Genomic DNA, 24,825 nt, shown 5'->3' with positions numbered 1-24,825 from the left:
CTATGGATCTCGGCATCTCGGGCAAGGTCGCCCTCGTCACCGGAGGCAGCGCGGGCATCGGGCTCGCCGCCGCCAAGAGCCTCGCGCGGGAGGGCTGCGACGTCTGCGTCGCCGCCCGCAACCCGGAGCGGCTCGCGGAGGCGGTCGTGCAGTTGCAGGAGTACGGCAAGGTCGTGCACGCCGTGCTGGCCGACGTGGAGGACCCGGCCGCGGCCCGGCGGGTGGTCGAGGAGACGCGTGACGTGCTCGGCCCGATCGACATCCTGGTGGCCAGCTCCGGCGGGCCGCCGGCCGGCCGCTTCGACGAGACGAGCCTGGCCGACTGGGACGTGGCCGTCCAGCGCAACCTGCTCGGCACCGTACGCCTGATGTACGCGGTCCTGCCCGAGATGCGCTCGCGCGGCTGGGGCCGCATCGTCACGATCACCAGCAGGTCGGCCCGCGAGGCGCTGGACGGCCTGGCCCTGTCCAACGCCACCCGCTCGGCCGTGGCCGGCGTCGTGCGCACGCTGGCCCGCGAGGTCGCCCGCGACGGCGTGCTGGTCAACAACGTGATGCCGGGCCCGATCGACACCGATCGGCTGCGGACGCTGGCGGGCGACGAGGAGGGGCTGGCCCGGCGGGGCGAGGCGGTGCCGATCGGGCGCGTCGGCAGCCCGGAGGAGGTCGGTGACGTGGTGGCGTTCCTGGCCAGCGAGCGGGCCTCGTTCGTGAACGGGATCTCGATGCTGGTGGACGGCGGCGAGAGCCGCGTCATCGCCTGACGGGCGTCACTTGCGCACCAGGGTGCGCGCGATCGCGGCGGCCCAGGTCTCGTCCGCCTCCGGCAGGTCGATGTAGTACGACAGGTTCGCCCGGTGGAAGCAGGCGCCCATCAGCATCGACGCGGCGGCGTCGGCGTCGATCCCCTCGTCGAGCCGGCCGCCGCGCTGCTCGGCCCGCAGGATCTCGGCCAGCGCCCGGATCGGCAGGTGCGGGCCCATGTCGTTGGCGGCCAGCATGCCCCTGAACCCCGCCATGAGCGACGGGTCGGCCAGCAGGCCGGAGGCGATGGCCGCGGCCTTGGTGTAGAACTCCAGCGCCATCAGCGCGAACTCGGCGAGGTTGCCGGCCAGGTCGCCCTGCCCGATGCTCGCCCGCAGCCGCTCCAGCGCGGGGCGGAGCGCGGGCAGCCGCTCCAGCAGCACCGCGAGGAACAGCGCCTCCTTGCCGGCGAAGTGCTTGTAGAGCAGCGCCTCGGAGCAGCCGGCCTGCTGGGCGATACGCTTGGTGGTGGCACCCGCGATGCCGAACTCCCGAATCGCCTGCTCGGCGGCGTCGACGATGCGATCGCGTGTACGCATCCGACCATGATATGAGCGAGTGCTTACTGACTCCCCCGCACATGACATGCTTCCTGTAGGGACGAGTGGGGAGAAGACATGGACAAGCCGGTCATCGTTACCGTTGATGACGATCCGGGCGTCTCTCGGGCGGTGGCCCGCGACCTGAGACGCCGCTACGGCCAGGAATACCGGATTGTCCGCGCCGAGGCGGCCCGGGACGGCATCGAGGCCGTCCGGGAGATGCGGCTGCGGGGCGACGAGGTGGCGGCCATCCTGGCCGACTACCGCATGCCGCAGATGAACGGCGTGGAGTTCCTCGAAGCCGCCATGGACATGTATCCGTACGCGCGCAGGGTGTTGCTGACCGCCTACGCCGACACTGACGCCGCGATCCAGGCGATCAACGTGGTGGACCTGGACCATTACCTGCTCAAGCCGTGGGACCCGCCGGAGGAGAAGTTCTACCCGGTGATCGACGGCCAGCTCGACGCCTGGATGCGCACGGACCGGATCGAGCGGTCCGAGTTGCGGGTGGTGGGCGACCGGTGGTCGGCGCAGTCGTACAAGGTGCGTGATTTCCTGGCCCGCAACCACGTGCCGTACCGGTGGATGCTGGCGGAGGACCCGGAGGGCGTGCAGCTGGTGAAGGCGGCCGGCGAGGGCTGCCACCTGCCGCTCGTGGTCACCGCCGACGGCACCACCCTGGAGTCCCCCGACCAGGCCGCGCTGGCGGCGGTGGTGGGCCTGTCGACCACTCCGGCCACCGACTTCTACGACCTGATCGTGGTGGGCGGCGGGCCGGCCGGGCTCGGCTCGGCCGTCTACGGCGCCTCGGAGGGGCTGAAGACCGTGCTGGTCGAGGCCTACTCCTCGGGCGGCCAGGCGGGGCAGAGCTCCAGGATCGAGAACTACCTGGGCTTCCCCGACGGCGTCTCCGGGCAGCAGCTCGCGGACCGGGCGCGCAGGCAGGCGCTGAAGTTCGGGGCGGAGCTGCTGACCGCGCGCAAGGTCGTCTCGCTGGAGCCGCGCGGGCAGGCTCGGGTGGTCGGGTTCAAGGACGGCGGGGAGATCGCCGCGCACGCGGTGATCCTGGCGACCGGCGTCACCTACCGCCGGCTGGAGGCGCCGGGGCTCGACGAGTTCACCGGCCGGGGCGTCTTCTACGGCGCCGCCCTGACCGAGGCGCCCTCCTGCCAGGACACCGACGTCTACATCGTGGGTGCGGCCAACTCGGCGGGTCAGGCCGCCGTCTACCTGTCGGGATTCGCGAGCAAGGTCAACTTGTTGGTGAGGGGTGACGGTTTGGAGAAGTCCATGTCGTACTACCTCATCGAGCAGATCGCCGCCATCCCCAACATCGAGGTGCACCTCCAGACGGAGGTCGTCGGTGGCGAAGGCGACGACCACCTGGAGCGGCTGACGCTCTCGACCAAGGGCGAGCAGCGCACGGTCGACGCGCAGTGGCTGTTCGTGTTCATCGGGGCCGAGCCGTACACCTCGTGGCTGGGCGACACGATCGAGCGCGACGAGAAGGGGTTCGTGCTGACCGGGCCCGACCTGGTGCAGGGCGGGAAGCGGCCGCGTAACTGGCCGCTGCGGCGCGAGCCGTACTTCCTGGAGACGAACGTGCCCGGGGTGCTCGCCGCGGGTGACGTACGCGCCGACTCGATCAAGAGAGTGGCCTCCGCCGTCGGCGAGGGCGCGATGGCCGTCGCGCTCGTGCATCGCTACTTGGAGAAGCAATGACCAACATCGACATCGATGAACTGCGCAAGCTCTTCCTCTTCGAGCGGCTGAACGACGAGCAGCTCACCAAGCTGGCCAACAGCGGGCAGGTACGCACGTTCGGCCAGGACGAGGTGATCCTCCAGCAGGGCGAGCCGGCCGAGTGCTTCGCGGTGCTGCTCGACGGCGAGATCCAGATGATCAGCGAGACGGTCAGCGCCGGGACCGTGGCGATGCCCCGTACGTCGCAGCCGGGCGTCTACGGCGGCGCCACCAGCGCCTACCTCGGCGACCGGGCGCCGCAGACGTACCAGCACACGCTGCGGACCACCGCGCCGACGCGGATGTTCATGCTGCCGGCCAAGAAGTTCGCCTACATCGTGGCCGAGTGGTTCCCGATGGCGATGCACCTGCTCGACGGCATGCTGTCGGGCGGCCGGATGCAGAGGGAGATCATCGACCGGCGGCAGCGGCTGACCGCGCTCGGCACGATCACGGCCGGGCTCACGCACGAGCTGAACAACCCGGCCGCCGCGGCGGTGCGCGCCGCGAGCGAGCTGCGCTCGCTGATCAAGACCTCGCGGCTCCAGCTAGCCCAGCTCGCCGAGGAGGGCATCCCGCCGGAGAAGCTGCGCACGCTGATCGAGTGGCAGGAGTCCTGCACGGCCAACCTGGGCAAGCTGCCCCAGCGCAGCCCGCTGGAGATGTCCGACGCCGAGGACGAGCTGGGCGAAGCGCTGGAGGAGCTGGGCGTCGAGGACGCGTGGGACCTGGCGCCCGCGCTGGTCACCGCCGGGCTCACGTCCGAGGCGCTGGACAAGATCCGCGCCAAGGTGGGCGAGGACCGCGCTCCCGCCGCGGTGCAGTGGCTGGCCAAGGCGATCGAGATCTCCCAGATGCTCAACGAGGTGACCGAGGCCACCGAGCGCATCACGTCGCTGATCGGCTCGGCCAAGCAGTACTCCCAGATGGACCGGGCGCCGTTCCAGCAGGCCGACGTGCACGACCTGCTCGACAGCACGGTCGCGATCTTCCGCGGCAAGATCCCGCCGGGCATCACCGTGGTCACCGACTACGACCGCACGCTGCCGCCCATCCCCTGCTACGCGGGCGAGCTCAACCAGGTCTGGACGAACCTCATCCACAACGCGCTCGACGCGATGGGCGACGAGGGCACGCTCACGATCCGCACGGCGCACGACGAGGACGAGGCCATCGTCGAGATCGGCGACACCGGCCCCGGCGTGCCCGAGGCGATCAAGGACCGGATCTTCGAGCCGTTCTTCACGACGAAGAGCGTGGGTCAGGGCACGGGTCTCGGCCTGGACATCTCGTACCGGATCGTGGCCGGGCGGCACGGCGGGGAGATCAAGGTGCGCTCGGTTCCGGGCGAGACCTGGTTCGAGGTACGGCTCCCGCTCCGCGAGCCGGTCGCCTTGACCTGACTCTTGTCAGGACGCTTCCTTACCGCATGTAATGGTTGACCGAAATGCGGGAAGGAGGCGCGTCCGAGATGGTGACTCGTTCGGGGTCCCTGAACGCGCTCCTTCGGCTGCTGGGCGGGATCGAGCGGCTGGGCAACCGGCTGCCCCATCCGTTCTGGCTGTTCGCCATCCTGGCCGCGTTACTTGCGCTGGTCAGCTGGGGTCTGCCGGCGGCAGGGGGTGCCGGCGGTCAATGCGGCGACGGGCAAGACCGTCGTGGCCGAGAGCCTGCTGTCCGCCGACGGCGTGCGGATGATGGTCGGGGACGCGGTCACGAACTACACCTCGTTCCCGCCGCCCGGCACGATCCTGGTCGTCATGCTCGGCGTCGCGGTCGCCGAGCGATCGGGACTGCTGGCCGCCGTGCTGCGCGCCGGGGTGTCGAGGGTGTCGCCGAAGTGGGTGACGTTCGCGCCGGCGTTCACCGGCATGGTGGCGCACGTGGCCTCCGACGCCGCGTACGTCGTGCTCATCCCGCTCGGCGCGCTGGCCTTCCGCGCGGTGGGGCGCAGCCCGCTCCTGGGCATCGTGGTGGCGTCCGTGTCGATCTCGGCGGGGTACGACGCCAACCCGCTGATCACGCCGACCGACGCCATCCTGTCGGGGCTCACGACGGCTGCGGCGCATACCGTCGATCCGGCCTATGCGGTGACGCCGCTGGCCAACTACTTCTTCTCGCTGGCCTCCTCCCTGGTGCTGGCGGCCACGATCACCGTGGTCACGGAGCGCGTGCTGGCGCGCCAGGTCGAGTCAATACCCATCGCCCCGCCAACCGCCTCCCCCTCGCCCCCAGCCTCCTCATCCCCGGCCTCCCCCTCTTCCCGCGGTTCCCGAGCTTCCCGGACTCGCTCGTCGCCCGCTCCTCCTCGAAACTTCCTCCCCGGACCTTTCGGCCTCCTCTCGCCCCCGGCCCCCACTTCCCCGGCCTCCCCCTCCTCCCTGCGGTTCCCGGGCTTCCCGTACTCCCTCGTCTCCCGCTCCTCCTCGGAAACTCTCCGATTCCTCCTCCCCGGAGCTTTCGGCCTCCCCCTCGCCCCTGGCTCCCACTTCCCGACCTCCCCCGCATTCCCGCCCTCCGCGGAACTCTCCCGCTCCGCCTCCTCCCCGGACTCCTCCGCCTCCTTTCCACCTCCCGATTCCCTAGAAAGGACCTCGTGTTGATCACCGACTGGGCCCGGCAGGCCCTCCCGGCCATGCTCGACGACCTCAAGGCCGCGGTGGAGCTGGAAACCCACAGCTACGACAAGGCCATGCTGGTCAAGGGGCTGCGCGAGATCCGCGGCCGGGCCGTCGAACGCCTCGGGACACCGGACGAGGAGGTTCTGCACGACGGCGGGTCGTACGGCGACATCCTGGAGCTGATCTACCGGGGCACCGCGCCCGGCACCGTGCTCATGCTCAGCCACTACGACACCGTCTGGCCGACGGGGACGCTGGCCGCGTGGCCGTTCGCGGTGGTGGACGGCAAGGCGACGGGGCCCGGCGTGTTCGACATGAAGACGGGCCTCGTCCAGTCGATCTGGGCCCTGCGCGGGCTGCGCGAGCTCGGGCTGCCGCATCCGAGCGTGCGCTACCTCTTCAACGGGGACGAGGAGATCGGCAGCCCCGCCTCTCGCGCGCACATCGAGGCGGCCAGCGAGTACGCGCTGGCGACCCTCGTCTTCGAAGCCTCCCAGGACGGAGCGCTCAAGACCGCCAGGAAGGGCGTGGGGCTGTTCAATGTGAGCGTGACCGGGGTGGAGGCGCACGCGGGGCTCGACCCGTACGCGGGGGCGAGCGCCATCCACGCCCTGGCCGAGATCGTCACCACCCTGGCCCGGGCCGGCTCCCGCGAGCGCGGGACCACCGTGAACGTCGGCCTGATCAGCGGCGGCACCGGACGCAACGTGACAGCCGGGGACGCGAGCTGCGGAATCGACGTACGCGTCACGGATCCAGCCGAGATGGGACGAATCGACGACGTCTTCGCCGGCCTGAAGGCGTCGGACCCCCGGGTAACCATCTCGGCCACCGGCGAGTGGAACCGCCCGCCCATGACACCGAACGCAGCCTCCCAGCGACTGTTCAAGGAGGCCCAGGAGGTGGCGGCCAGCTTCGGCTGGCTGCTGGACGAGGTGTCGGTAGGGGGCGCCAGCGACGGGAACTTCGTCTCGGCACTGGGCCGGCCGGTGCTGGACGGGATGGGTGCGGTGGGGGACGGGGCGCATGCGCGGCACGAGCATGTGCTGGTGGAGCACATCGCGGAACGCACGGCACTGACCATAGGCCTGATCACCGCCCTCACCTGACCCCTCCAGGGAAACGCAACCGCCCACCCGACGGCCTCAGGATGGGCGCGGGGCACTCACAAGCGGCACGTCACCCCGCCGGAGCCCACCACCGGAGGTCACCGCCAGAGGTCACCGCCAGAGGTCACCGCCGGAGGTCACCGCCGGAGGTCACCGCCGGAGGTCACCGCCGGAGGTCACCGCCGAGTGTCGCAATCGGGAGACCGGGTCGACAGACCGGGGTCGGGCGGACGGGGTCGGCGGTTCGACCACCAGGCAGGACGTGACAGGAACGTCAGCCGAAGACGCGGTCGCGGGCCACGTCGAGGGCGGTCAGCACGGCACCCTGGAGGACCGCGTTGCCCGTGACCGTGCTGGCGCGGACCTCCGTGGGCGCCGGGGCCAGGGCGCGCAAGTGGTCGGCCACCAGCTCGGCCAGCCCGTCCCCGCCCTCATGCCCCGTCCTCCCGCCGAGGACGACGAGCCCCGGGTCGAGGAGGGTGGCGTAGGCGAAGGCACCCTGGGCGATCCGCCGGGCGAGCTCGTCCTGGTCGAACCTCCGTGTGATCTCGGCGTTCAACAGCTCGCAGAACGCCACACCCCCGACCTCCAGGAACCCGATCTCCCCCGCGCCGCCCGACGCCCCCCGGCGCAGCCGGCCCCCGAGCACGACCGCCGCTCCCACCCCGTCGTCCAGCCACAGGAGCACGAAGTCCTCGCTCCCGACGGCGGCTCCGGTGCGGAGCTCGGCGATGGCGGCGAGATTGACCTCGTTCTCCAGGATCACGGGCACGCCCAGGCGCTCGCGTACGGACCCCATCATGCCGCGCCGCCACCCGGGCACGTCGTTGGGCGACACCAGCTCCCCATCACGCGGATCGACCAGCCCCGGCGCTCCGACCACGACCGTGTCCAGCGCCCGCCGGCCCACCGCGTCCCCGACCACCTTCGCGATGAGGGCCGCCAGGTCGGCTCTCGCGCCGATCGTCGTACTGGCCTCGCTGACCACCCGCCCGGCGATGTCGGCGACCGTGACGTTGACGGCGTCGCGCCGTACGTCCACCCCGGCCACGTGGGCCCGGTCCGCCACCAGCCCGTACAGGCGTGCGTTCGGCCCCCGCCGAACCTCGCCGCTCTCGCCCGTGACCTCGACGAGGCCACCCGCAATGAGCCGTTCGATCAGGTCGGACACGGTGGGCCTGGACAACCCGGTCAGCGTGCGGAGCTGGGGCGCGGTCAGCGGCCCGTGCTCCAGCAGCAGGTCGAGGGCCAGCCGGTCGTTGATCGCTCGGGCCAGGGCGGGGGTGGCGGTCTTCACGGTCCCCATAATAATCAGGAACCCTGCCTAAAACCTCTTTTCATCAGGAAGCCTGCCTGATAATTTTCGGCTCATGAGCCATCACCGTGCCATCGCGGCCGTCTTCGTCGCGCACGGCGCCGTCGCCGGCAGCCTGTCCACGCGCATCCCCTGGATCCAGGAGCACCTGCACCTCACCCCTGGCGCCCTCGGCCTCGCCCTCCTGTGCCCGTCGATCGGCGCCTTCGTGGGCATGCCGATGGCCAGCCGCCTCGCCTACCGCTTCGGCAACCGCGCCGCCACCCGCGTCCTCCTCGCGCTGTGGTGCGCGGGTCTGGCCCTCCCCGCGCTCTCGCCGTCGCCCGTGTGGCTGTTCGGGGCTTTCCTGCTGTTCGGGGCGGCGGCGGGCATGTGCGACGTCGCGATGAACGCGCACGCCGTCCTCCTCGAACGGCATCTGGGCCGCTCGATCATGTCGGGGCTGCACGGCATGTGGTCCGTCGGCAGCCTGGCCGCCGGCGGACTCGGCGCCCTGGCCGCACACGCGGGCATCGACGCCCGGATCCACCTCGGAGCCATGTCGCTCGCGTTACTCGGCCTCGGAGCGGCGGCCGGACGCGGCCTCCTCCCCGACAGCAGAATGGCGGACTCCGCGCACAACCCCCCTCCCGACAGCGGGATAGCAGGGGCCGGACGCGGCCTCCTCGCCGACAGCGGAATGGCAGGGGCCGGGCACACTCCCCTTCCCGACAGCGGAATGGCAGGGGCCGGGCACACTCCCCTTCCCGACAGCGGAATAGCGAGCTCCGGGCATAACCCCCTCCCCGACAGCGGGAGGGCGGGTGCCCGGCGCGACGTGCCGGCGCCGCGGCGGTTCGCGCTCCCCACGCGCGGGATCCTGGTGATCGGGCTGGTCGGGTTCTGCGCGACGTTCGCGGAGGGCGCCAGTTCGAACTGGTCCGCCGTTTACCTCACCGCCGTCACCGCCGCCGGTCCCGGGTTGGCCGCCGCCGGATACACCGTCTTCATGCTCTGCATGGCGAGCACGCGACTGCTGGGCGACCACGTCATCCGCCGGATCGGTCCGGTGGCGACTGTCAGGGCGGGCGGTGCCGTGGCGGCGGTCGGTGGCGCCCTCGTGGTCGCGGCCCGCACGCCCGCACTCGGCATCGCCGGGTTCGCCCTGGTCGGGCTGGGCATCGCGGTGATCGTGCCGCTCGTGATCGCGGCGGCGGGCAACGCGGGCACGACTCCGGGCGAGGGCGTGGCGGGCGTGGCGACGATCACGTACCTGTCGGGCCTGATCGCCCCGGCCGTGACGGGCTGGGTCGCAGGCGCGCTCGGCTACCCCACCGCGTTCGCGCTGATCACGTGCGTGGTCGTGCTGCTGACGTTGCTCGCCCCGGTCCTGCGCCCCTCCCGCACCTCTCCCGCAGAAGGAGACGTCCGTGTCGACGCCTGACCCCGGCCACCTGCTGATCGCACCGCTCTCCTCAGAAGGAGACGTCCGTGTCGACGCCTGACCCCGGCCACCTGCTGATCGCACCGCTCTCCTCAGAAGGAGACGTCCGTGCCAACGCTCGACCCCGACCACCCTGCTGATCGATGAGGCCCTTGTCCGCCGCCTACTGGAGGCGCAGTTCCCCCAGTGGGCCGGTCTGCCTCTCTCCGCCGTGCCGCGATCCGGGATGGACAACGCGACGTTCCGGCTCGGCACGGACATGTCCGTACGATTGCCGCGCTATCCCCGGTGGGTCGGGCAGGTGGATCGCGAGCACGAATGGCTGCCGCGGCTCGCCCCGCACCTGGAGCGAGGTCGACGAGGGCGTGGGAGTACTCCGGGGTGGGCGGGGCCCGAGCGATGCAGTCATCGCGGGAACAACGGGGTGTGCAGGAGCTCCCGTATTCGACGGGCGGAACACTCCCCCCGAACAAGCCGCACACCAAGACCTCGTCAGCCTCAAAGCGGATTCCAAGGGTCATCCGGCTCCGCGCAGGAGCGTGGCGAAACACCCAGCTGAAATGCGGGCTGCCGAGCCGGCTGCTGTTCGAGGCCGCCCGTGCCGCGGTCAGGGGATCAGGGGGCTGGGGTCGTCCTTGACGGCGTCCTCGGCCGCCTGGACGAAGGCGCGGATGCGGGCCGACTCCGCCGTGGCGCGCCAGATGAGCCGCCACGCGAACGGCTGCCCGTCGCGGATGGGCACATAGGCGACGTCCGGCCGCGAGTCGTAGTGGACGGCGTGCGCGGGCACGGGGAAGACGCCCTTACCCGCTCCGATCAGCGCGAGCATCTCCTGGATCGTGCTGAACGACGGCCCGCGGCGCAGCCCTTCGAGCGGTGGCACGACGAGCTCGTCCACCTCCTGGCTGAGCGAGCGCGGCATGAGCACCTGGTCGCGGGTGAGGTCCGCCATCGCCACGGACTCGCGCCTGGCGAAGGGGTGGCGCGCGGAGACGGCCAGCACCGGCGATTCACGGAACAGCACGGGGCTCTCGGCGAGGTCGTCCTCCAGGGACGGCGCACCGGCCAGCAGAAGGTCGATCTCGTCGGCGTGCAGCTGTGACGTGCCGTCGGCGTACCGGTTCTCGATGATCCGCACCTCGCATTCGGGGTGGCGCGCCGAGAACCGGTCGGCGACCCCTATGACGAACTGGCCGATCGCCGTGCCGACGAAGCCCACGCGCAGCGTCCCGGTGACGCCCCTGCCCGCCGCCACGGCCCGGGCGATGCCCTCCTCGATCTGCAGGAACGCCGGCCGTACGTCCTCCTCCAGGCGGCGCCCGACGGGGGTGAGCGCGACCCGCCGGCTGGTCCGCTCGAACAGCGGTACGCCGATGCGCCGCTCGATGCTCTTGATCGTCTGGCTGACCATGGCGGTCGAGACGTGCAGGCGCTCGGCGGTACGGCCGAAGTGCAGCTCCTCGGCGAGGATCAGAAAGATCTCGAGGTCACGGCGTTCCATAAATACCCAGGTTAACGATCGTTGCCGATCCGCTCGTTGTTGCCGGGCCTCGCGGCCGAGATCGTAAAGGCATGCGAAACACGACATTGACCCTGGTCACCGGCGGTACCGGCAAGACCGGACGCAGGATCACCGAGCGGCTCACCAGAGGTGACGTACCGGTGCGGATCGGCACCCGGTCGGGCGGCGTCCCCTTCGACTGGGCGAATCGCAACAGCTGGGAGCACGCGCTCGAAGGCGTCACCGCCGCGTACGTCTCCTACTACCCGGACCTGGCCCTGCCCGGCTCCGCCGACGCGGTGGCCGCCTTCTCCGACCTGGCCGTCTCGATCGGCGTACGCCGCCTGGTCCTGCTCTCGGGCCGTGGCGAGGAGGAGGCGCGGCTGGCCGAGAAGGCGGTCGCGGCTTCGGGGGCGGAGTGGACGGTGGTCCGCTGTGCCTGGTTCAACCAGAACTTCAGCGAGAACTACCTGCTCGACGCCGTACGCACCGGCCGCGTGGCGCTCCCGGTGGGGCCGGTGGGCGAGCCGTTCGTCGACGTCGAGGACATCGCCGACGTGGCGTCCGCCGCGCTCACCTCCGATCGCCACGCCGGGGAGATCTACGAGCTGACCGGGCCGCGGCTGCTGACGTTCGAGCAGGCGGTGGCGGCGATCGGGCGCGCGAGCGGTCGCGACCTCGCCTTCACGCGGGTCTCCGAGGAGGCGTACGCGGCGGCGCTGGCGGTCGAGCAGGTCCCCGCCGAGCTGGCCGAACTGATCATGTACGTACTGACCACCGTGCTCGACGGCCGCAACGCCCACCTCGGGGACGGCGTCCAGCGCGCCCTGGGCCGGGAGCCCCGCGACTTCGACGACTACGCCCGCGAGACGGCGTCCACCGGTATCTGGAACTCCTGAGGAGAACGATCATGGAAACTCTTCGCGTCACCACCCTGATGGCCGCCACGCTGGCGATGGGCCTGGCGGCAGGGGCGTTCGCCCTGTACGCGCATACGATCATGCCCGGTCTCGGGCGGACCGACGATCGGACATTCGTGGCAGCGTTCCAGGCGACCGACCGCGCGATCATGAACGTGTGGTTCATCGGCCTCTGCTTCTTCGGCGCCCTGATCTTCACCGCCTTGGCCGCGTTCACCCACATCGGGCAGCGGGCCCTGCCCTGGATCGTGGCCGCGCTGATCCTCTATGCGGTCGCGGTGGTCATCACGATCGCCGTGAACGTGCCGCTCAACGACATGATCAAGAACGCTGGCGACCCCGCGCGCATCGACGTGGCGGCCGTACGCGAGCGGTTCGACGAGGCCCGGTGGATCGGCTGGAACCTCGTCCGGGTGGTCACCTCCACCGCCGCGTTCGGGCTGCTCGCCTGGAGCCTCACCCTGACCTCGCGGTGACGTGCGGGACGAATCCGGCGGCCGGCACGTCGTCGACGTACCCGACGGTCCTCTCTTGGGCGCCGGTCATGCCCGCATGGCCGAGCTGCGGCGTGAGCGCGATGGGCCGGCGCGCGAGGTACTGACCGTACGGGCCGTCACGTGCCCGGGCATCCGCCTCGACGAATCCTCAACATGGGCTCAACACTGCCGCACCTACCTTCCTCTCATCAGCCACAACACACGAGAGGAAGACGACGATGAACATCAAGCTTCGCAAGTCGCTCAGCGCCCTGGCCATCGGCGGCGCGGCCTCCATCGCCATGCTGACGGCCGCCCCGACCAGCGCCGTCGCCGAAGCCGCAAAGGCACAGGGCAACACCCCCGCCTGCGTCGCCATCTGGCAGAAGAGCGGCTGGGTCAAGAAGACCGGCTACGCCCGCAACGACTGCGGCCGCCGGATGCGTTACCGCATCGACTGGTCGTACGGGGCCGACGGCCGCTGCTTCACCGTCGACCCCGGCCAGACCATCTCCAGCACCGTGCCCAAGGCGCCGCGCAAGTTCAATGGCGCCAGCTACTGCTAGACGTTGCGGCGGTACTGACCGCCCGTCTCGAACAGGGCGTCGGTGATCTGCCCCAGCGCGGCGCCGCCGGTCCGGCGGCGCCGCGCACGGCGCTTACGACCGCGAGCACGAATGGCTGCCGCGGCTCGCCCCGCACCTGCCGCTGCCGATCTCCGAGCCGCTCGCGAAGGGCGAGCCCGGGGAGGTCTACCCGTTCCCCTGGTCGGTCTACTGGTGGCTGCCAGATGAGACCACGGAGGAACTGGCCGGGTTCGTGAGCGCGCTGCAGCGGATCGACGCGACCGGCGGCCCCGGTCCTCATCCGAGCGCCTCGTCGAACTCCCCATCGGCAAGGTCGACGACGGTGAGGAGCCGATCGCGGCCGCTGCCCGGGAGGTCGAGGAAGAGACCGGCTGGCGGCCCGGTCCCTTGCGTCCGTTGCTTTACACACAGCCCACCAGCGGCATCTCCGACTCCGAGCATCACATCTTCCGCGCCGACAGCGCCCGGTACATCGGCCCGCCTACCGAGGCGTGGGAGTCCGAACGCATCGAGTGGGTGCCGCTCACGGACATCCGCCGTCTGATCGACAAGCGTGACCTCGTCAGCGGGACCAGCATGAACGCCCTGCTCTACGCCCTTACAGAGGCGTAGACGCCCACGACCGCGGTCCCGCCGGCATCACCGCTCCACGCCTTCGGTCGCCTCGCATAGGCCTGCCGCACCGATCCGCAGGCCGACCGTCCTCTCGCGGGCGGGAGAGGGCTCCAGCGAGCCCATCCGGTAACCACGCAACGGGCGGTCTGTGGCGAGCGAAGCTCCAGCAGGTCAGGCCGGTAATCGAGTAAGGGGTGGGGGCTGGCGAGCGAAGCGAGCGGGGGTTTCGGGGGGTCGAAGGGGGGCGGAGTCCCTCCTGGGAGGCGCTGTCTGGAGCCCCTTGGCGCGAAGCGCCGCCTTCGTGGAAGGTCATGCGTTTCTCCCGGGCCCTGGGGCGTTCCTGGCCGGCGTGGTACGCTCCCAAGCGAGCGCTTGGTTTAGTTGCCTGCCGAGAGGTCGCCGCATGAAGTTCTCGACCTTCCACCTCTTCCACCGCTTCGACGGCCACAGCTTCAAGGACGTCTATGACTACCATCTGGAGCTCGTCGAGCTGGCCGAGGAGCTGGGGTTCGACGGGGTACGGCTGGCCGAGCACCACTTCCGGGACTACGGCGTCGTCCCCAACCTGTTCACGATGCTGGCCCACGCCGCCGCCCGCACCTCCCGCATCCGGCTCGGCACGGGCATCGTGGTGCTGCCCCTGCACAACCCGGTTCACGTGGCCGAGGAGGCCGCGATGGTGGACGTGCTCTCCGGAGGGCGGCTGGACCTGGGGATCGGGCGGGGGTATCAGAGCTTCGAGTTCGAGGGGTTCGGGATCGACCTGGCGGAGGCGCGCGACCGGTTCAACGAGGCGCTGGAGGTCATCGTCGGGCTCTGGACGCAGGAGTCGTACCAGCATGAGGGGAAGTTCTACAAGACCGGCTCCGAGGTGAGCCTCGTCCCGAGGCCGCTGCAGTCGCCGCACCCGCCGATGCACGTGGCGGCCGTCTCCCCCGAGACCGTGACCATGTACGCCGAGCGCGGGCTGCCCATTCTCGCCGACCCGGCGGCGCCGTTCCGCAAGGTCGTCAAGGCGGCGGAGACCTGGCGGGAGACGGCCGCGCAGGCGGGCCACCCCGAGGGCGCGGAGCTGGTGGTGGCGCGCAGCGTGTACGTGGCCCCCACGCTGGAACAGGCCCGCGAGGACCAGGCGCGGTTCGAGGCGTCGTTCGACCGCTCGCGGATCTTCAACGAGCGCAGCGCCCCCATCGACCCGAAGACCGGCCGGGCCGCGCAGGGCTTCGAGTACTACCAGGACCGCTACCTCAAGGGCGGCACGCTGTCGACCGACTTCCGGTGGGAGCAACTCGACGTGATCGGGGACCCGGCGCGGGCCATCGAGCAGATCTCCCTCCTGCGCGACTCCGGCTTCTCGAACCTCCTGTGCGACTTCGGCAGCACCCGCCCGATGCCGCTGGAGGACATGAAGCGGATCATGCGTTTCTTCGCCGCCGAAGTCATGCCCGCGTTCCGGTAACCCCTCGGGAGGCTCAGATGATCCACAGCCTGTCCCTGTCGGACCTCCTCGCCGATCACGCCCGCAGCCGTCCCCAGGTCACGGCGGTGGTGGACGGGGATGTACGGCGTACGTACCCCGAGCTCGACGCCCGGGTGACCCGGCTGGCCGACGCCCTGGCGGGGCGAGGTGTGGCGGCCGGGGAGCGGGTGGTGTGGCTCGGCCAGAACTCCCACGCCGTACTGGAGCTGCTGCTGGCCTGCTCGCGCCTGGGCGCGATCCTCTGCCCGGCCAACTGGCGGCAGTCGGAGGACGAGCTGCGGTTCGTACTGTCCGATCTGACCCCCAAGGTCGTCGTATGGGAGCCTTCGGACGCCACGACGGCCGTGTCCGAGAGCACGTGGGTGCGGGCCGGGGACGAGTACGAGCGGCTGGTGGCGAGCGGATCCCCGAGGGACTTCCCGCAGGTGGACGACGGCGAGCCGGTCCTCGCCCTCTACACCGCCGCCTTCGACGGACGCCCGAACGCGGCCCTGCTCAGCAGCGCCGCCCTGGTCGCCCACAGCGCCTCGCTCCTCGTCGTACGCCAGATGGAGCCCGGCTTCACTTTCCTCAACAACGGCCCGCTCTTCCACGTGGGCACGATGATGTTCTGCCTGGCCACGTTCCAGATCGGCGGCACGAACGTGTTCACCCCCGCCTTCGACGCCGAGGAGGTCTGCCGCCTGATCGACGCCGAACGGGTGACGCAGGCGTTCCTGTTCGGGCCGATGATCGACGCGGTGACGGCCGCGAACGCCGGGGGCAAGTACGACCTGTCGTCGCTGCGGTTCGTCTCCCACTCGGCCGAGTGGGACAGCATGATCACGGTGGACGGCTCTCCGTGGTGCCGGTCCAAGATGGGCGGGTACGGGCAGACCGAGGTCGGCGGGATGCTCACGTTCCTCGGGCTGGCGGATGGGGGCTCGGGTTTCGCGGGGCGTCCTTCTCCGCTGGTCCAGGTACGCATCCTGGCCCCGGACGGGACCGAGCTGCCGCCCGGCGAGGTGGGCGAGATCTGCGCCCGCGGCAAGACCCTCTTTTCCGGATATTTCGCCCGGCCCGACTTAAATGCGGCTAAGTCCGCGTACGGCTGGCACCACACCGGCGACCTCGGCCGCCGCGAACCCGACGGCACCATCACCTTCATCGGCCCCAAGCTCCGGATGATCAAATCGGGCGCCGAGAACATCTACCCGGCCGAGGTGGAACGCGTCCTCAAGTCCCACCCGGCCGTGGCCGACGCCGCCGTCATCGGCGTCCCGGACCCCACCTGGCACCAGGCGGTCAAGGCCGTCGTCGCCCTCAAGCCCGACACCACCGCCACGGCGGACGAGCTCGTCGACCACGTCAGGACGCAGCTGGCGTCGTACAAGAAACCGAGCCACGTGGCGTTCGTGGACGCGATACCGAAGCGCGGCTTCACCCCCGACTACGACGCCCTGGACGCGGCACACGGCGGCGGCAACTACCCCGGCACCTGACCACCCCAGCCTGCCACGGCCACCCAACGACCGAACGGACGCGAGCGCATGGGAGCGGGTGGACGGGAGCGGGTGGACGGGCGCGGGTGGACGGGCGCGGGTGGACGGGCGCGGGTGGACGGGCGCGGGTGGACGGGCGCGGGTGGACGGGCCTGCGAGGGTGGTGGGCGCGTGGGCGTGTGAGGGGCAGGTGGGGGCTATAGGGGGAGGCCTGCTTCCAGGTGGGCCAGGGCCTGGTCGAGTTCGGCGGCAGCGTCCAAAGTCGGATCCTTTACCAAGTCAAGCCATACCGCCATCAACACCCCCACGATCGCCCCCGTGACATTGCGCAACTCCGGATCATCCGCCGCTCGCCCCTCCCTGGCCGCCAGTTGCTCGTGCATGGTTCTGACCACGCCGCTGATGTTGTCCAGGCTGGCCGCCCACAGCTCGGGCACCGTGAACATGAGCTTCTCCCGCTCCACGCTCTCGGCGAACTCCTCCGCCGTCTGCCCGGCCAGCACCGCCCGCATCGCGGCCCGCACCGCCGGCACCGGCTTGAGGTGGGCGGGGACCGACTGGAGGGCTTCCATGAAGGGCGGGAACTGGTCGACCAGCACCAGGTCCTCTTTGGTGGCGAAGTAGCGGAAGACGGTGCTCGGCGCCACTTCGGCCGCCTCCGCGATCTGCTCGACCGTCGTCGCGGCGTACCCCCGCTCCCGGAAGAGCCGCAGCGCCTCCTTCTGGATCAGCGCCCTGGTCTTGGCCTTCTTCCGCTCGCGCAGGCCCGGTCGATCGCTCATGACTGGCAATTCTCCGATGTCCGGCCCCCAGAGTCCAGTCGCAGGAGAAGACCACGAATAGCTATACAACTCTTAATTGAGAGTCTACTCTCAAAATCATGCGACTTCCCATCGAACGCAACCAGGAGTGCCCCTTCGACCCGCCCGCAGGGCTACGCGGCCTGCCGCCGATGGCCCGGCTGGAGATGGCCGACGGGCACCTGGGCTGGCTGGCCACGACGATGGCGGCGGCCCGTACCGTGCTGGGCGACCCGAGGTTCAGCGCCAGGCAGGAGCTCAAGCACACCGCCATGCACGTCGCGCGGCCCGGCGGTCCCGCCCGGCCCGCCCCGCCGGGGTTCTTCGCCGCCACCGACCCGCCCGAGCACACGCGCTACCGCCGCCTGCTCACCGGGCAGTTCACGCTGCGCAGGATGCGCCTGCTGGAGCCGCGCATCGAGCAGATCGCGGCCGACCATCTCGACGCCATGGCCAAGGCGGGCCCGCCGGTCGATCTGGTGACGGCCTACGCCCTGCCGATCCCGTCGCTGGTCATCTGCGAGCTGCTCGGCGTCCCGTACGCCGACCACGACTTCTTCCAGGACCGCAGCGCCGCCCTCGTCGCCCCGGACGGGGACGGCGCGCAGGCGACGGCGGACCTCACCGCGTACCTCGGCGAGCTGGTACGCCGCAAGCGGGTCGAGCCGGGCGACGACCTGATCAGCGGCCTGACCGGCGAGCTGACGGACGAGGAGCTGACCTACGTCGCGCTGATCCTGCTCGTGGCGGGCCACGAGACCACCGCGAACATGCTGGCCCTGGGCGTGTTCGCGCTGCTGAAGGAGGGACTGCCGTTCGAGGAGGGCCCAGTGGAGGCGGCGGTGGAGGAGCTGCTGCGGTGGCTGTCGATCCTGCACCAGGGGGCGCCGTCCAGGGCGGCGCTGGAGGACGTGGAGGTGGCGGGCGAGCTGGTCAGGAAGGGCGAGACGGTCGCCCTGTCCCTGCCCGTGATCAACCGAGACGGCGCGGTGTTCGAGGATCCGGACGTGCTCAGGCTGGACCGGGCGGACGCGCGGCGGCATCTGGCGTTCGGCCACGGCGTGCACCAGTGCCTGGGGCAGCAGCTTGCCAGGAACGAGCTGCGCATCGGCTACCGGGCGCTGTTCGAGCGCTTCCCCGGCCTGCGGCTGGCCGTCCCCGCCGCCGAGGTGCCGCTGAAGCACGACGCCTCGGTGTACGGGGTGCGGTGCCTGCCAGTGACGTGGCCGACTATCGACTGAGGCGTTCCAGGGCCTGGTCGCGGCCGTTCAGAGGATGGCCAGCGGGGTCACCGGGCTGCCCGTCCCGCCCTCGATCCTGAGCGGCGCCACCACGAACACGAACTCCGTACACCCCCTCTCCCCCAGCTCCTCCAGCCACAGCATCTCGATCAGGTGGACGCCGTGCCGGTGCAGCAGGATGAGGTGCAGGTCGTCGGCGAGGCCCTCGTCGGCGAGGCCGCGGGCGTTGAGCCCGCCGATGGCCGCGTTGTCCGAGGCCACCACGGACACGTCGTGCGCCGCGAGCCAGCGGCCCGCCTCCGCCGACAGCCCGGGCTGGCCCGACCAGTACTCCTCGCGCGAGCGCCCCCACACCGCGGGCCATCCGGTACGGATCACGGCGGCGTCCCCCGGCCGCGGCGTGGCGATCTCGGCCAGCAGCTCGGCCGGGATCCGGAAGTCGGCGGGCAGGTGGTCGAGGCCGAGGCGCCGCGGCACGTCGAACAGCACTCCCCTGGCCACCACGCCGCCCACCTGCTCGATGCCGCACCTGGTCGCCCCGTAGGAGCGGACCCGGGCCGCCGGGTGGCCGTTGTAGAGCTCGTCGCCCGACCACATGTGGCACAGCGCGTCCATATGGGTCGTGGTGCCGTGATGGCTGACGACCAGCGCGTCGTCGGCCACGTACAGGCCCTCCCCGATCGCGCGGGCGCCGGCCGCGTAGTCGCCGCCGTCCACGGACATGAAGTGCTGCGGCAGCGGGCGGCCCGGCAGGTGCGGCACCGTCGTGGGGGCGGGCGAGGAGGTGGCGCCCCTGATCGGCATGGCCAGGCTCAGCACCTCGCCCGTGGTGGCGCTGCGCAGGGCGTCGAGCACCACGGCCGGGGTGAGGAGGTTGAGAGTGCCGCGCTGATCGTCTGGGCCGAATCGTCCCCAGTTGTTAGGCTCGTGAACCAAGTAAGCGCTTCCTTTCCCGGAGGTCTGATGTACTGCGATCCGCGCTTCTCCCGCGTGCGCGAGGTGTTCGAGCGCCAGCTCGCCGACGGGGCGGAGCTGGGTGCCGCCTTCGCCGTCCACCTGGACGGCGAGCTGGTCGTGGACCTGTGGGGCGGCGTCGCCGACCGGCACACGGGCCGGCCGTGGGAGCACGGCACGCCCGCCTTCGCCTACTCCTGCACCAAGGCGATCACCGCCACCGTGCTGCTGCAGCTCGCCGAGCGGGGGCTGGTGGACGTCCGGGGGGCCGTCGCGGACGTGTGGCCGGAGTTCGCGGCCCGGGGCAAGGGGGCGATCACCGTCGAGCACCTGCTCACGCACCAGAGCGGGCTGCCGGTGGTGGAGGAGCCGGTGCCGGTGGAGGAGTTCGGGGACCTGGCGGCCATCGCCGCCCGGCTCGCCGGTCAGGCGCCGCTGTGGGAGCCGGGGTCGGCGCACGGGTATCACGCGCTGTCGTACGGGTTCCTGGTGGGCGAGGTGGTCAGGCGCGTGACCGGCAAGTCGGTCGGCGAGCTGGTGTCCGCCGAGATCGCCGGGCCGCTGGGGCTGGAGCTGTGGGTGGGCGCGCCGGACTCGGTGATCGCCCGTACGGCCCGCCTCCAAGCCGGCGAACGCCCACAAACGGGCGCAGGCCCGGCGGCCACCGAGGGGCAGGCCGAGACCGAGGAGCAGGGTGAGGCCGAGAAAGCCGTGCCGACCGTGGTGGCCGAGATGGCCAAGGCCGCGCTCGATCCGCACAGCCTCATGAACCGGGCGCTCGGCAATCCCGGCATGCACCGGCTCAAAGGCGGCGCGAACCACCCCGACATCCTGCGCGCCGGCTGGCCCGCCGCCGGGGTCGTCACCACGGCCAGGGGGCTGGCCGGGTTCTACCGGTCGCTGATCGCGGGCGACCTGCTGCGCCCCGAGACGCTGCGCGACGCCGTACGCCCCCGCGTGGACGGCCCCGACCGCATCCTCTTCCTGGACACGTCGTTCGGCCTGGGTTACATGCGGCCGTCGATGACGTTCCCGATGCCGTCCGCGACCACGTTCGGCCACTCGGGGCTGGGCGGCTCCCTCGGCATCGGCGATCCGGAACGCGGCCTGGGCATCGGCTACGTCATGAACAAGATGGCCAACGCCGTCTCCGGCAACATGCGCGGCCTGCGCCTGGTGCAGGCCGTCTATGACTCGCTCTGACCGCCGCATGACCGCCGCTCACTGCATGGTCACGCCGCCGCTCACCGACAGCGTCTGCCCGGTGATGTACGCGGCGCGATCCGTACAGAGGTAGGCCACCAGCCCCGCCACGTCGGCGGGCGTGCCGAGGCGGCGCAGCGGGATGCCCCGCGCGATCTTGTCCACCAGCCCCGGCTCGGCCGCCGACACCCGGCGGAGCATCGGCGTGTCCGTGGGGCCGGGGCAGACCACGTTGGAGGTGACGTGCGCCTTGGCGGCCTCCCGGGCGAGCGTCTTGGCCAGGCCGAACAGCCCCGCCTTGGTCGCCGCGTACGCACCCTCGCCGCCCGACCCCGCCCTGGCGCCGTCCGAGGAGATGAACACCAGCCGCCCCCGCCCCCTGGCCGCCATCCCGGGCAGCAGCAGCTTGGTGAGCAGCATGGGCCCGCGCAGGTTGACCTGCCACATGAGGTCCCAGTTCGCCGGGTCGCTCTCGGTGAACGGCTCCACGATCGACACCCCGGCGTTGTGCACCAGGATGTCCACGGGCCCCACGGCGCCGCCGAACTCCGCGACGGACTCCGGCGAGGTCAGGTCCACGGGCAGCGCCCGCGCGCCGGGCAGGCCGGAGGCCACCTTCTCCGCGTTCGGCAGGTCCACGTCGGCGACGACGACCTCCGCGCCCAGCGCGGTCAGGTCCGTGGCGATGGCCGCGCCGATCGCGCCCGCTGCCCCGGTGACCACCGCGACGCGCCCGTCCAGGCGCAGCCCGTCCATCACTTCCACTCCTCGATCAGGTCGGCGGTGGTGGCGCGGGTGGCGAGGAGGCTGATCGTGTGTCTCAGTACGGCCTGCGCGTACTCCTCCGGGATGCCCGCCACCGCGTCCCTGACCACGGTCACCCGGTAGCCCAGGTTGACCGCCTCCAGCGCGAGCCCGGGGATGCCGAGGTTGAGCGAGACCCCCAGCGCGACCACGTGGGAGACGCCCAGGGAGCGCAGCGTCATGTCGAGCGAGGTGCCGGTGAACGGGGAGAAGCCGTGGTGGCGCCGGCTCTCCAGGTCGCCGCCGTCCCACAGCTCCGGGAGGACCTCGGTGGCGGCCGTGCCCTCCAGCATGTGGCCGGGGTCCTTGAGCAGGGAGACGATGAACGGGCAGTTGCCGGTGTGGGAGCCGGACCGGTCGGGGCGGAAGGCCGCCGTGCAGTGGATCACCGGGAGCCCGGCCGACCTGGCCGTGTGGAGGAGGCGGGCGGCGTTGGCGACGACGTCGTGCCGCCCACAGGCCGCCACCAGATCCGGAAATTTCGTGAGATCGCCAACGACGCCCCTTTGCATCTCCATCACCAGCAGGGCCACGCGCTCCACGGGCGACCTCCGTAGATTTAGCCGAGCGCTTGCTTGGGACGCCTCAGCATATCACCCGCGACACAGGGTTATTTCGGATTAACGCCCGGCGAAATATCTCCAGTCGTGACAACCCGAACCCCGGGTGAGACCGTCGAATCGATGACGGCCGCTGATGGGGGTTCGACTTGGTCCCTGGTTACCGTGAAGTACGCCAGCTCGGCGCCGGCCGTACCGGCCGCGTGTTCCTCGCCACCTACCAGCAGACGGGCGCCTACGTGGCGATCAAGTACCTGAACGCCACCCTGCGCAGGGACGCCGAGTTCATGGACCGCTTCCGGTCGGACACCCACGAGCTCGTGGAGATCGACGACCCCAACGTGGTCCGGCTCTACGAGTACGTCGAGACCCCCACCAGGGCGGCCGTCGTCATGGAGCTGGTGGACGGCGTGTCGCTGCGTACGCTGCTGGCCGAGCACCGCGGGATCAGCCCGGAGGCCGCCCTCACCGTGCTGAAGAGCACGCTGCTGGCCCTGGCCGCCGCGCACGAGCGCGGGGTGCCGCACCGCGACGTCAATCCGGAGAACATCCTGGTCCAGGCCGACGGCACCAGCAAGCTGGCGGACTTCGGCGTGGTCGTGCACGCGGAGGAGCCGGACGTGCCCGCGGGCAGCCCCGAGTACATGTCGCCCGAGCTGTGGACGCAGGGCAGGGCGGGGCCGCCGGCGGACGTGTACGCGGCGGCGTGCGTGCTGTTCGAGGCGGTCAGGGGGCGGCCCCCGTACCGGGCCGTCAAGGAGGACGGGGCGCTGGACGTCCCGGCCGTGCGGGACAGGCACCTGGCGGAGCCGGTGCCGCTGGAGGTCGCGCCCGACTCGCTGCGCGACCTGCTCAGGCGCGGGATGGCCAAGGACCCGGCGACCAGGTACGCCTCGGCCAGGCAGTTCGCGGCGGAGCTGGAGGAGGACGCGGTCGCCGGGTACGGCCCGGACTGGGAGAAGCGCGGGCGGCGGCACCTGGGCGAGCTGGCCACGCTCCTGGCCCTGCGCTTCCCGCTGGCCAGGACCGAACGGGCCTCCGGAGCCGGCCGCACGATCCGCGACCGCATACCCCGGCTGCCACCGCACCTGTGGGTGGCCGGGGCGACGGTGGTCGCCGTGGCGATCTCGCTCATGATGTCGGGCGGGCGCCTGCCTCCCGGGCCGGGCACGATCCTGATGCCGCCGCCCAAGACGGCGCAGAGCGAGCCGGAGCCGGCGCCCGTGGACGCGGCCACGCCCGCCCGTACCCGGACGTCCGCGGCTCCCCGGCGCAGCACGCCCGCGCGTACCGTCTCCCCTCCTCCCAGCCCTCCCCCCAGCCCTCCTCCCACGGTGCGGCAGGGCGGGACCTCGGTGCCGCGTCCGACCGCGGTGCGGGCCGCCGGCATCGTGGGGTGGAGCGGCACGGCGGGGACGATCAGGGTCTCGGCGGACGGGACGGGGCCCGTGCGGCTGCGGATCTCCTACACGCGGCGGGAGGGGGAGGGCGGGGCGGCCCGGACGGTGCGGCAGGAGACGCGGACCTTACGGGGGAGCACGGCGTACGCCAGCGCCGTCACGCACGACCCTGGGGGTGTTTCCTGCGGGAAGCGGGTGTATGTCGGGATCGTGGTGATGACGGAGCCGGCGGCGGGGAACGGGCCGCAGGTGAGCGAGGTCGCCGTCGACGGCCCCGCCTGCCCGACGCCTACGCCGACTTCCCACTCGCCGACGCCGACGCCCACGCCCACGCCCAGCGAGGAGCACAGCAGGACGGCCGCCGGGACGCCCACGCCGTCGGAGGAAGCCCTCTCCCAGCCGTCGGACGAGCCCACCGACCAGGCCTCCGAGGAGCCCATGATGCTCCTTTCGACGCCCGAGGAGGAGCCGCCCCTTTAGCGGCGCGCTTCGGCCGGGTCCTTCGGAGAGACGGGGCCTTGTGAGGCAACCAAGCGTGCGCTAGCTTGGCAAGCGATGAGCGGTGACTCCTCTGCGTACTGGGCCGCCTGCCAGCGCGGCGAGCTGGTCGTCCAGCGCTGCACGTCCTGCGACCGCCGCGTCCACCTCCCCGAGGCGGCCTGCCCCTGGTGCGGTGGCGGAGAGCTCGTCTTCGAGCCGGTCGAGGGCGAGGGCGTCGTGCACACCTTCACCGTCGTGCACCGCTCGTTCGCTCCCGCCTACCGGGGCCGGGAGCCGTACGTGATGGCCTGGGTGGACCTGCCGGCCGGCGTGCGGGCGTTCGGGCACGTGGTGGGCTGCGCCCCCGGCGAGGTACGCGTCGGCATGCCGGTACGCGTGACGTTCATCGACGAACTCCCCCATTGGAGGCCCGCGTGAAGCTCGGCAACGTGCTCATCCCCGTCGCGAACCTGGACGAGGCGATCGCCTTCTACGGGCTGCCGGTGAAGTTCAGGGACGGCGACAGGTTCGCGGCGCTCGACGGCGGCGGTTTCACCGTGGCGCTGGCCGGGCCCGCCGAGCACGTCACGGCTTCGGTCGCGCCGTCGTACAAGGTGGACGACGTGGCGGACGCCGTGCGGGAGCTGACGGCACGCGGCGGCGAGGTGGTGCGGGAGCCCGAGAAGGGGCCGCATGAGATCCGGGCGGTGCTGCGCGACCCCTCAGGAAACGTCTTCGTGCTCTATCAGCCCCTCTGACTGGA

23 protein-coding genes and 2 pseudogenes are annotated in these 24,825 nt (G+C 71.4%); 18 read left to right on the top strand and 7 right to left on the bottom strand.

All coding sequences use genetic code 11. The annotated features are described in order from the left end of the window. The first annotated feature begins 2 nt into the window (after positions 1 to 2). On the top strand, positions 3 to 764 hold the full coding sequence (locus HD596_RS24810) for an SDR family oxidoreductase (RefSeq protein WP_185071716.1): 762 nt from the start codon (positions 3 to 5) through the stop codon (positions 762 to 764). A 6-nt stretch (positions 765 to 770) separates the two neighbouring features. Here HD596_RS24810 and HD596_RS24805 read toward each other — a convergent pair whose 3' ends face one another. Further along, on the bottom strand, positions 771 to 1,343 hold the full coding sequence (locus HD596_RS24805) for a TetR/AcrR family transcriptional regulator (protein ID WP_185071715.1): 573 nt from the start codon (positions 1,341 to 1,343) through the stop codon (positions 771 to 773). 78 nt (positions 1,344 to 1,421) lie between these two features. On the opposite strand from HD596_RS24805, the gene HD596_RS24800 reads away from it, so the two are divergent. The 4 genes from HD596_RS24800 (at position 1,422) to HD596_RS24785 (ending at position 6,822) form a co-directional block, all read left to right on the top strand. Continuing rightward, positions 1,422 to 3,071 carry an NAD(P)/FAD-dependent oxidoreductase gene (locus HD596_RS24800; RefSeq protein ID WP_185071714.1) on the top strand — a complete coding sequence of 550 codons (1,650 nt, stop codon included), beginning with the start codon at positions 1,422 to 1,424 and terminating at the stop codon, positions 3,069 to 3,071. After that, on the top strand, positions 3,068 to 4,495 hold the full coding sequence (locus tag HD596_RS24795; protein WP_185071713.1) for an ATP-binding protein: 1,428 nt from the start codon (positions 3,068 to 3,070) through the stop codon (positions 4,493 to 4,495). The genes HD596_RS24800 and HD596_RS24795 overlap by 4 nt, the downstream gene beginning before the upstream one ends. A gap of 219 nt (positions 4,496 to 4,714) precedes the next feature. Beyond that, positions 4,715 to 5,695, top strand: coding sequence for an AbgT family transporter (locus tag HD596_RS60450; RefSeq protein ID WP_313044675.1), 981 nt, complete (start codon positions 4,715 to 4,717; stop codon positions 5,693 to 5,695). Further along, positions 5,689 to 6,822, top strand: a complete 1,134-nt coding sequence (locus HD596_RS24785; RefSeq protein ID WP_313044674.1) for a M20 family metallopeptidase — start codon at positions 5,689 to 5,691, stop codon at positions 6,820 to 6,822. Before HD596_RS60450 ends, HD596_RS24785 begins: the two co-directional genes overlap by 7 nt. Positions 6,823 to 7,096: 274 nt before the next feature. Here the strand turns inward: HD596_RS24785 and HD596_RS24780 are convergent, their stop codons facing one another. Beyond that, positions 7,097 to 8,119, bottom strand: a complete 1,023-nt coding sequence (locus tag HD596_RS24780; RefSeq protein ID WP_221519497.1) for an ROK family transcriptional regulator — start codon at positions 8,117 to 8,119, stop codon at positions 7,097 to 7,099. 73 nt (positions 8,120 to 8,192) lie between these two features. Between HD596_RS24780 and HD596_RS24775 the strand changes: the two genes are divergently transcribed. Continuing rightward, entirely contained in the window at positions 8,193 to 9,560 is a 1,368-nt protein-coding gene (locus tag HD596_RS24775) for an MFS transporter (RefSeq protein WP_185071711.1), read from the top strand. Positions 9,561 to 10,167: 607 nt separating this feature from the next. On the opposite strand, the gene HD596_RS24770 is transcribed toward HD596_RS24775, so the two are convergent. Then, positions 10,168 to 11,061, bottom strand: a complete 894-nt coding sequence (locus tag HD596_RS24770; RefSeq protein WP_185071710.1) for a LysR family transcriptional regulator — start codon at positions 11,059 to 11,061, stop codon at positions 10,168 to 10,170. 71 nt (positions 11,062 to 11,132) lie between these two features. Here HD596_RS24770 and HD596_RS24765 point away from each other — a divergent pair, with 71 nt between their 5' ends. The 7 genes and pseudogenes from HD596_RS24765 (at position 11,133) to HD596_RS24735 (ending at position 16,620) form a co-directional block, all read left to right on the top strand. Then, entirely contained in the window at positions 11,133 to 11,960 is an 828-nt protein-coding gene (locus HD596_RS24765; protein ID WP_185071709.1) for an NmrA family NAD(P)-binding protein, read from the top strand. An 11-nt stretch (positions 11,961 to 11,971) separates the two neighbouring features. Further along, entirely contained in the window at positions 11,972 to 12,457 is a 486-nt protein-coding gene (locus HD596_RS24760; RefSeq protein ID WP_185071708.1) for an anthrone oxygenase family protein, read from the top strand. A 239-nt stretch (positions 12,458 to 12,696) separates the two neighbouring features. Then, complete coding sequence (locus tag HD596_RS24755) at positions 12,697 to 13,023, top strand: alpha-amylase inhibitor (RefSeq protein ID WP_185071707.1); 327 nt, start codon at positions 12,697 to 12,699, stop codon at positions 13,021 to 13,023. A 73-nt stretch (positions 13,024 to 13,096) separates the two neighbouring features. Then, a pseudogene (locus tag HD596_RS65715) lies at positions 13,097 to 13,324 on the top strand (phosphotransferase); the annotation flags it as partial. A 14-nt stretch (positions 13,325 to 13,338) separates the two neighbouring features. Next, positions 13,339 to 13,656, top strand: a pseudogene (locus HD596_RS24745) (NUDIX domain-containing protein); the annotation flags it as partial. Positions 13,657 to 14,062: 406 nt separating this feature from the next. Further along, positions 14,063 to 15,118, top strand: coding sequence for an LLM class flavin-dependent oxidoreductase (locus HD596_RS24740; RefSeq protein ID WP_185071706.1), 1,056 nt, complete (start codon positions 14,063 to 14,065; stop codon positions 15,116 to 15,118). 17 nt (positions 15,119 to 15,135) lie between these two features. Beyond that, a complete protein-coding gene (locus HD596_RS24735) occupies positions 15,136 to 16,620 on the top strand; it encodes an AMP-binding protein (RefSeq protein WP_185071705.1) in 1,485 nt (494 codons plus the stop codon). A 197-nt stretch (positions 16,621 to 16,817) separates the two neighbouring features. Here HD596_RS24735 and HD596_RS24730 read toward each other — a convergent pair whose 3' ends face one another. Next, complete coding sequence (locus HD596_RS24730) at positions 16,818 to 17,402, bottom strand: TetR/AcrR family transcriptional regulator (protein WP_185071704.1); 585 nt, start codon at positions 17,400 to 17,402, stop codon at positions 16,818 to 16,820. A 98-nt stretch (positions 17,403 to 17,500) separates the two neighbouring features. On the opposite strand from HD596_RS24730, the gene HD596_RS24725 reads away from it, so the two are divergent. Next, the gene (locus HD596_RS24725; protein ID WP_185071703.1) at positions 17,501 to 18,661 is read left to right on the top strand and encodes a cytochrome P450; all 1,161 of its coding nucleotides are present in this window, start codon (positions 17,501 to 17,503) and stop codon (positions 18,659 to 18,661) included. Between the two features lie 27 nt (positions 18,662 to 18,688). Here the strand turns inward: HD596_RS24725 and HD596_RS24720 are convergent, their stop codons facing one another. Continuing rightward, positions 18,689 to 19,597, bottom strand: a complete 909-nt coding sequence (locus HD596_RS24720; protein WP_185071702.1) for a cyclase family protein — start codon at positions 19,595 to 19,597, stop codon at positions 18,689 to 18,691. 27 nt (positions 19,598 to 19,624) lie between these two features. On the opposite strand from HD596_RS24720, the gene HD596_RS24715 reads away from it, so the two are divergent. Then, the gene (locus HD596_RS24715) at positions 19,625 to 20,818 is read left to right on the top strand and encodes a serine hydrolase domain-containing protein (RefSeq protein ID WP_185071701.1); all 1,194 of its coding nucleotides are present in this window, start codon (positions 19,625 to 19,627) and stop codon (positions 20,816 to 20,818) included. 18 nt (positions 20,819 to 20,836) lie between these two features. Here the strand turns inward: HD596_RS24715 and HD596_RS24710 are convergent, their stop codons facing one another. Together HD596_RS24710 and HD596_RS24705 are read right to left on the bottom strand one after the other, a co-directional pair. Then, positions 20,837 to 21,574, bottom strand: coding sequence for an SDR family NAD(P)-dependent oxidoreductase (locus tag HD596_RS24710; RefSeq protein ID WP_185071700.1), 738 nt, complete (start codon positions 21,572 to 21,574; stop codon positions 20,837 to 20,839). Then, positions 21,574 to 22,164: a cysteine hydrolase family protein gene (locus tag HD596_RS24705; RefSeq protein ID WP_313044673.1), complete on the bottom strand. Its 591-nt coding sequence runs from the start codon at positions 22,162 to 22,164 to the stop codon at positions 21,574 to 21,576. Before HD596_RS24705 ends, HD596_RS24710 begins: the two co-directional genes overlap by 1 nt. 167 nt (positions 22,165 to 22,331) lie before the next feature. Between HD596_RS24705 and HD596_RS24700 the strand changes: the two genes are divergently transcribed. From HD596_RS24700 to HD596_RS24690, 3 genes are all read left to right on the top strand, one after another. Continuing rightward, positions 22,332 to 24,062, top strand: a complete 1,731-nt coding sequence (locus HD596_RS24700; RefSeq protein WP_185071699.1) for a serine/threonine-protein kinase — start codon at positions 22,332 to 22,334, stop codon at positions 24,060 to 24,062. A 75-nt stretch (positions 24,063 to 24,137) separates the two neighbouring features. Further along, a complete protein-coding gene (locus tag HD596_RS24695; protein WP_185071698.1) occupies positions 24,138 to 24,500 on the top strand; it encodes a Zn-ribbon domain-containing OB-fold protein in 363 nt (120 codons plus the stop codon). Then, positions 24,497 to 24,820, top strand: coding sequence for a VOC family protein (locus HD596_RS24690; protein ID WP_313044672.1), 324 nt, complete (start codon positions 24,497 to 24,499; stop codon positions 24,818 to 24,820). The genes HD596_RS24695 and HD596_RS24690 overlap by 4 nt, the downstream gene beginning before the upstream one ends. The last annotated feature ends 5 nt before the right edge of the window (positions 24,821 to 24,825 follow it).

It is taken from the genome of Nonomuraea jabiensis (genome assembly GCF_014204795.1).
GTDB lineage: Bacteria > Actinomycetota > Actinomycetes > Streptosporangiales > Streptosporangiaceae > Nonomuraea > Nonomuraea jabiensis.
This window is presented reverse-complemented; position numbering and strand designations above follow the sequence as displayed.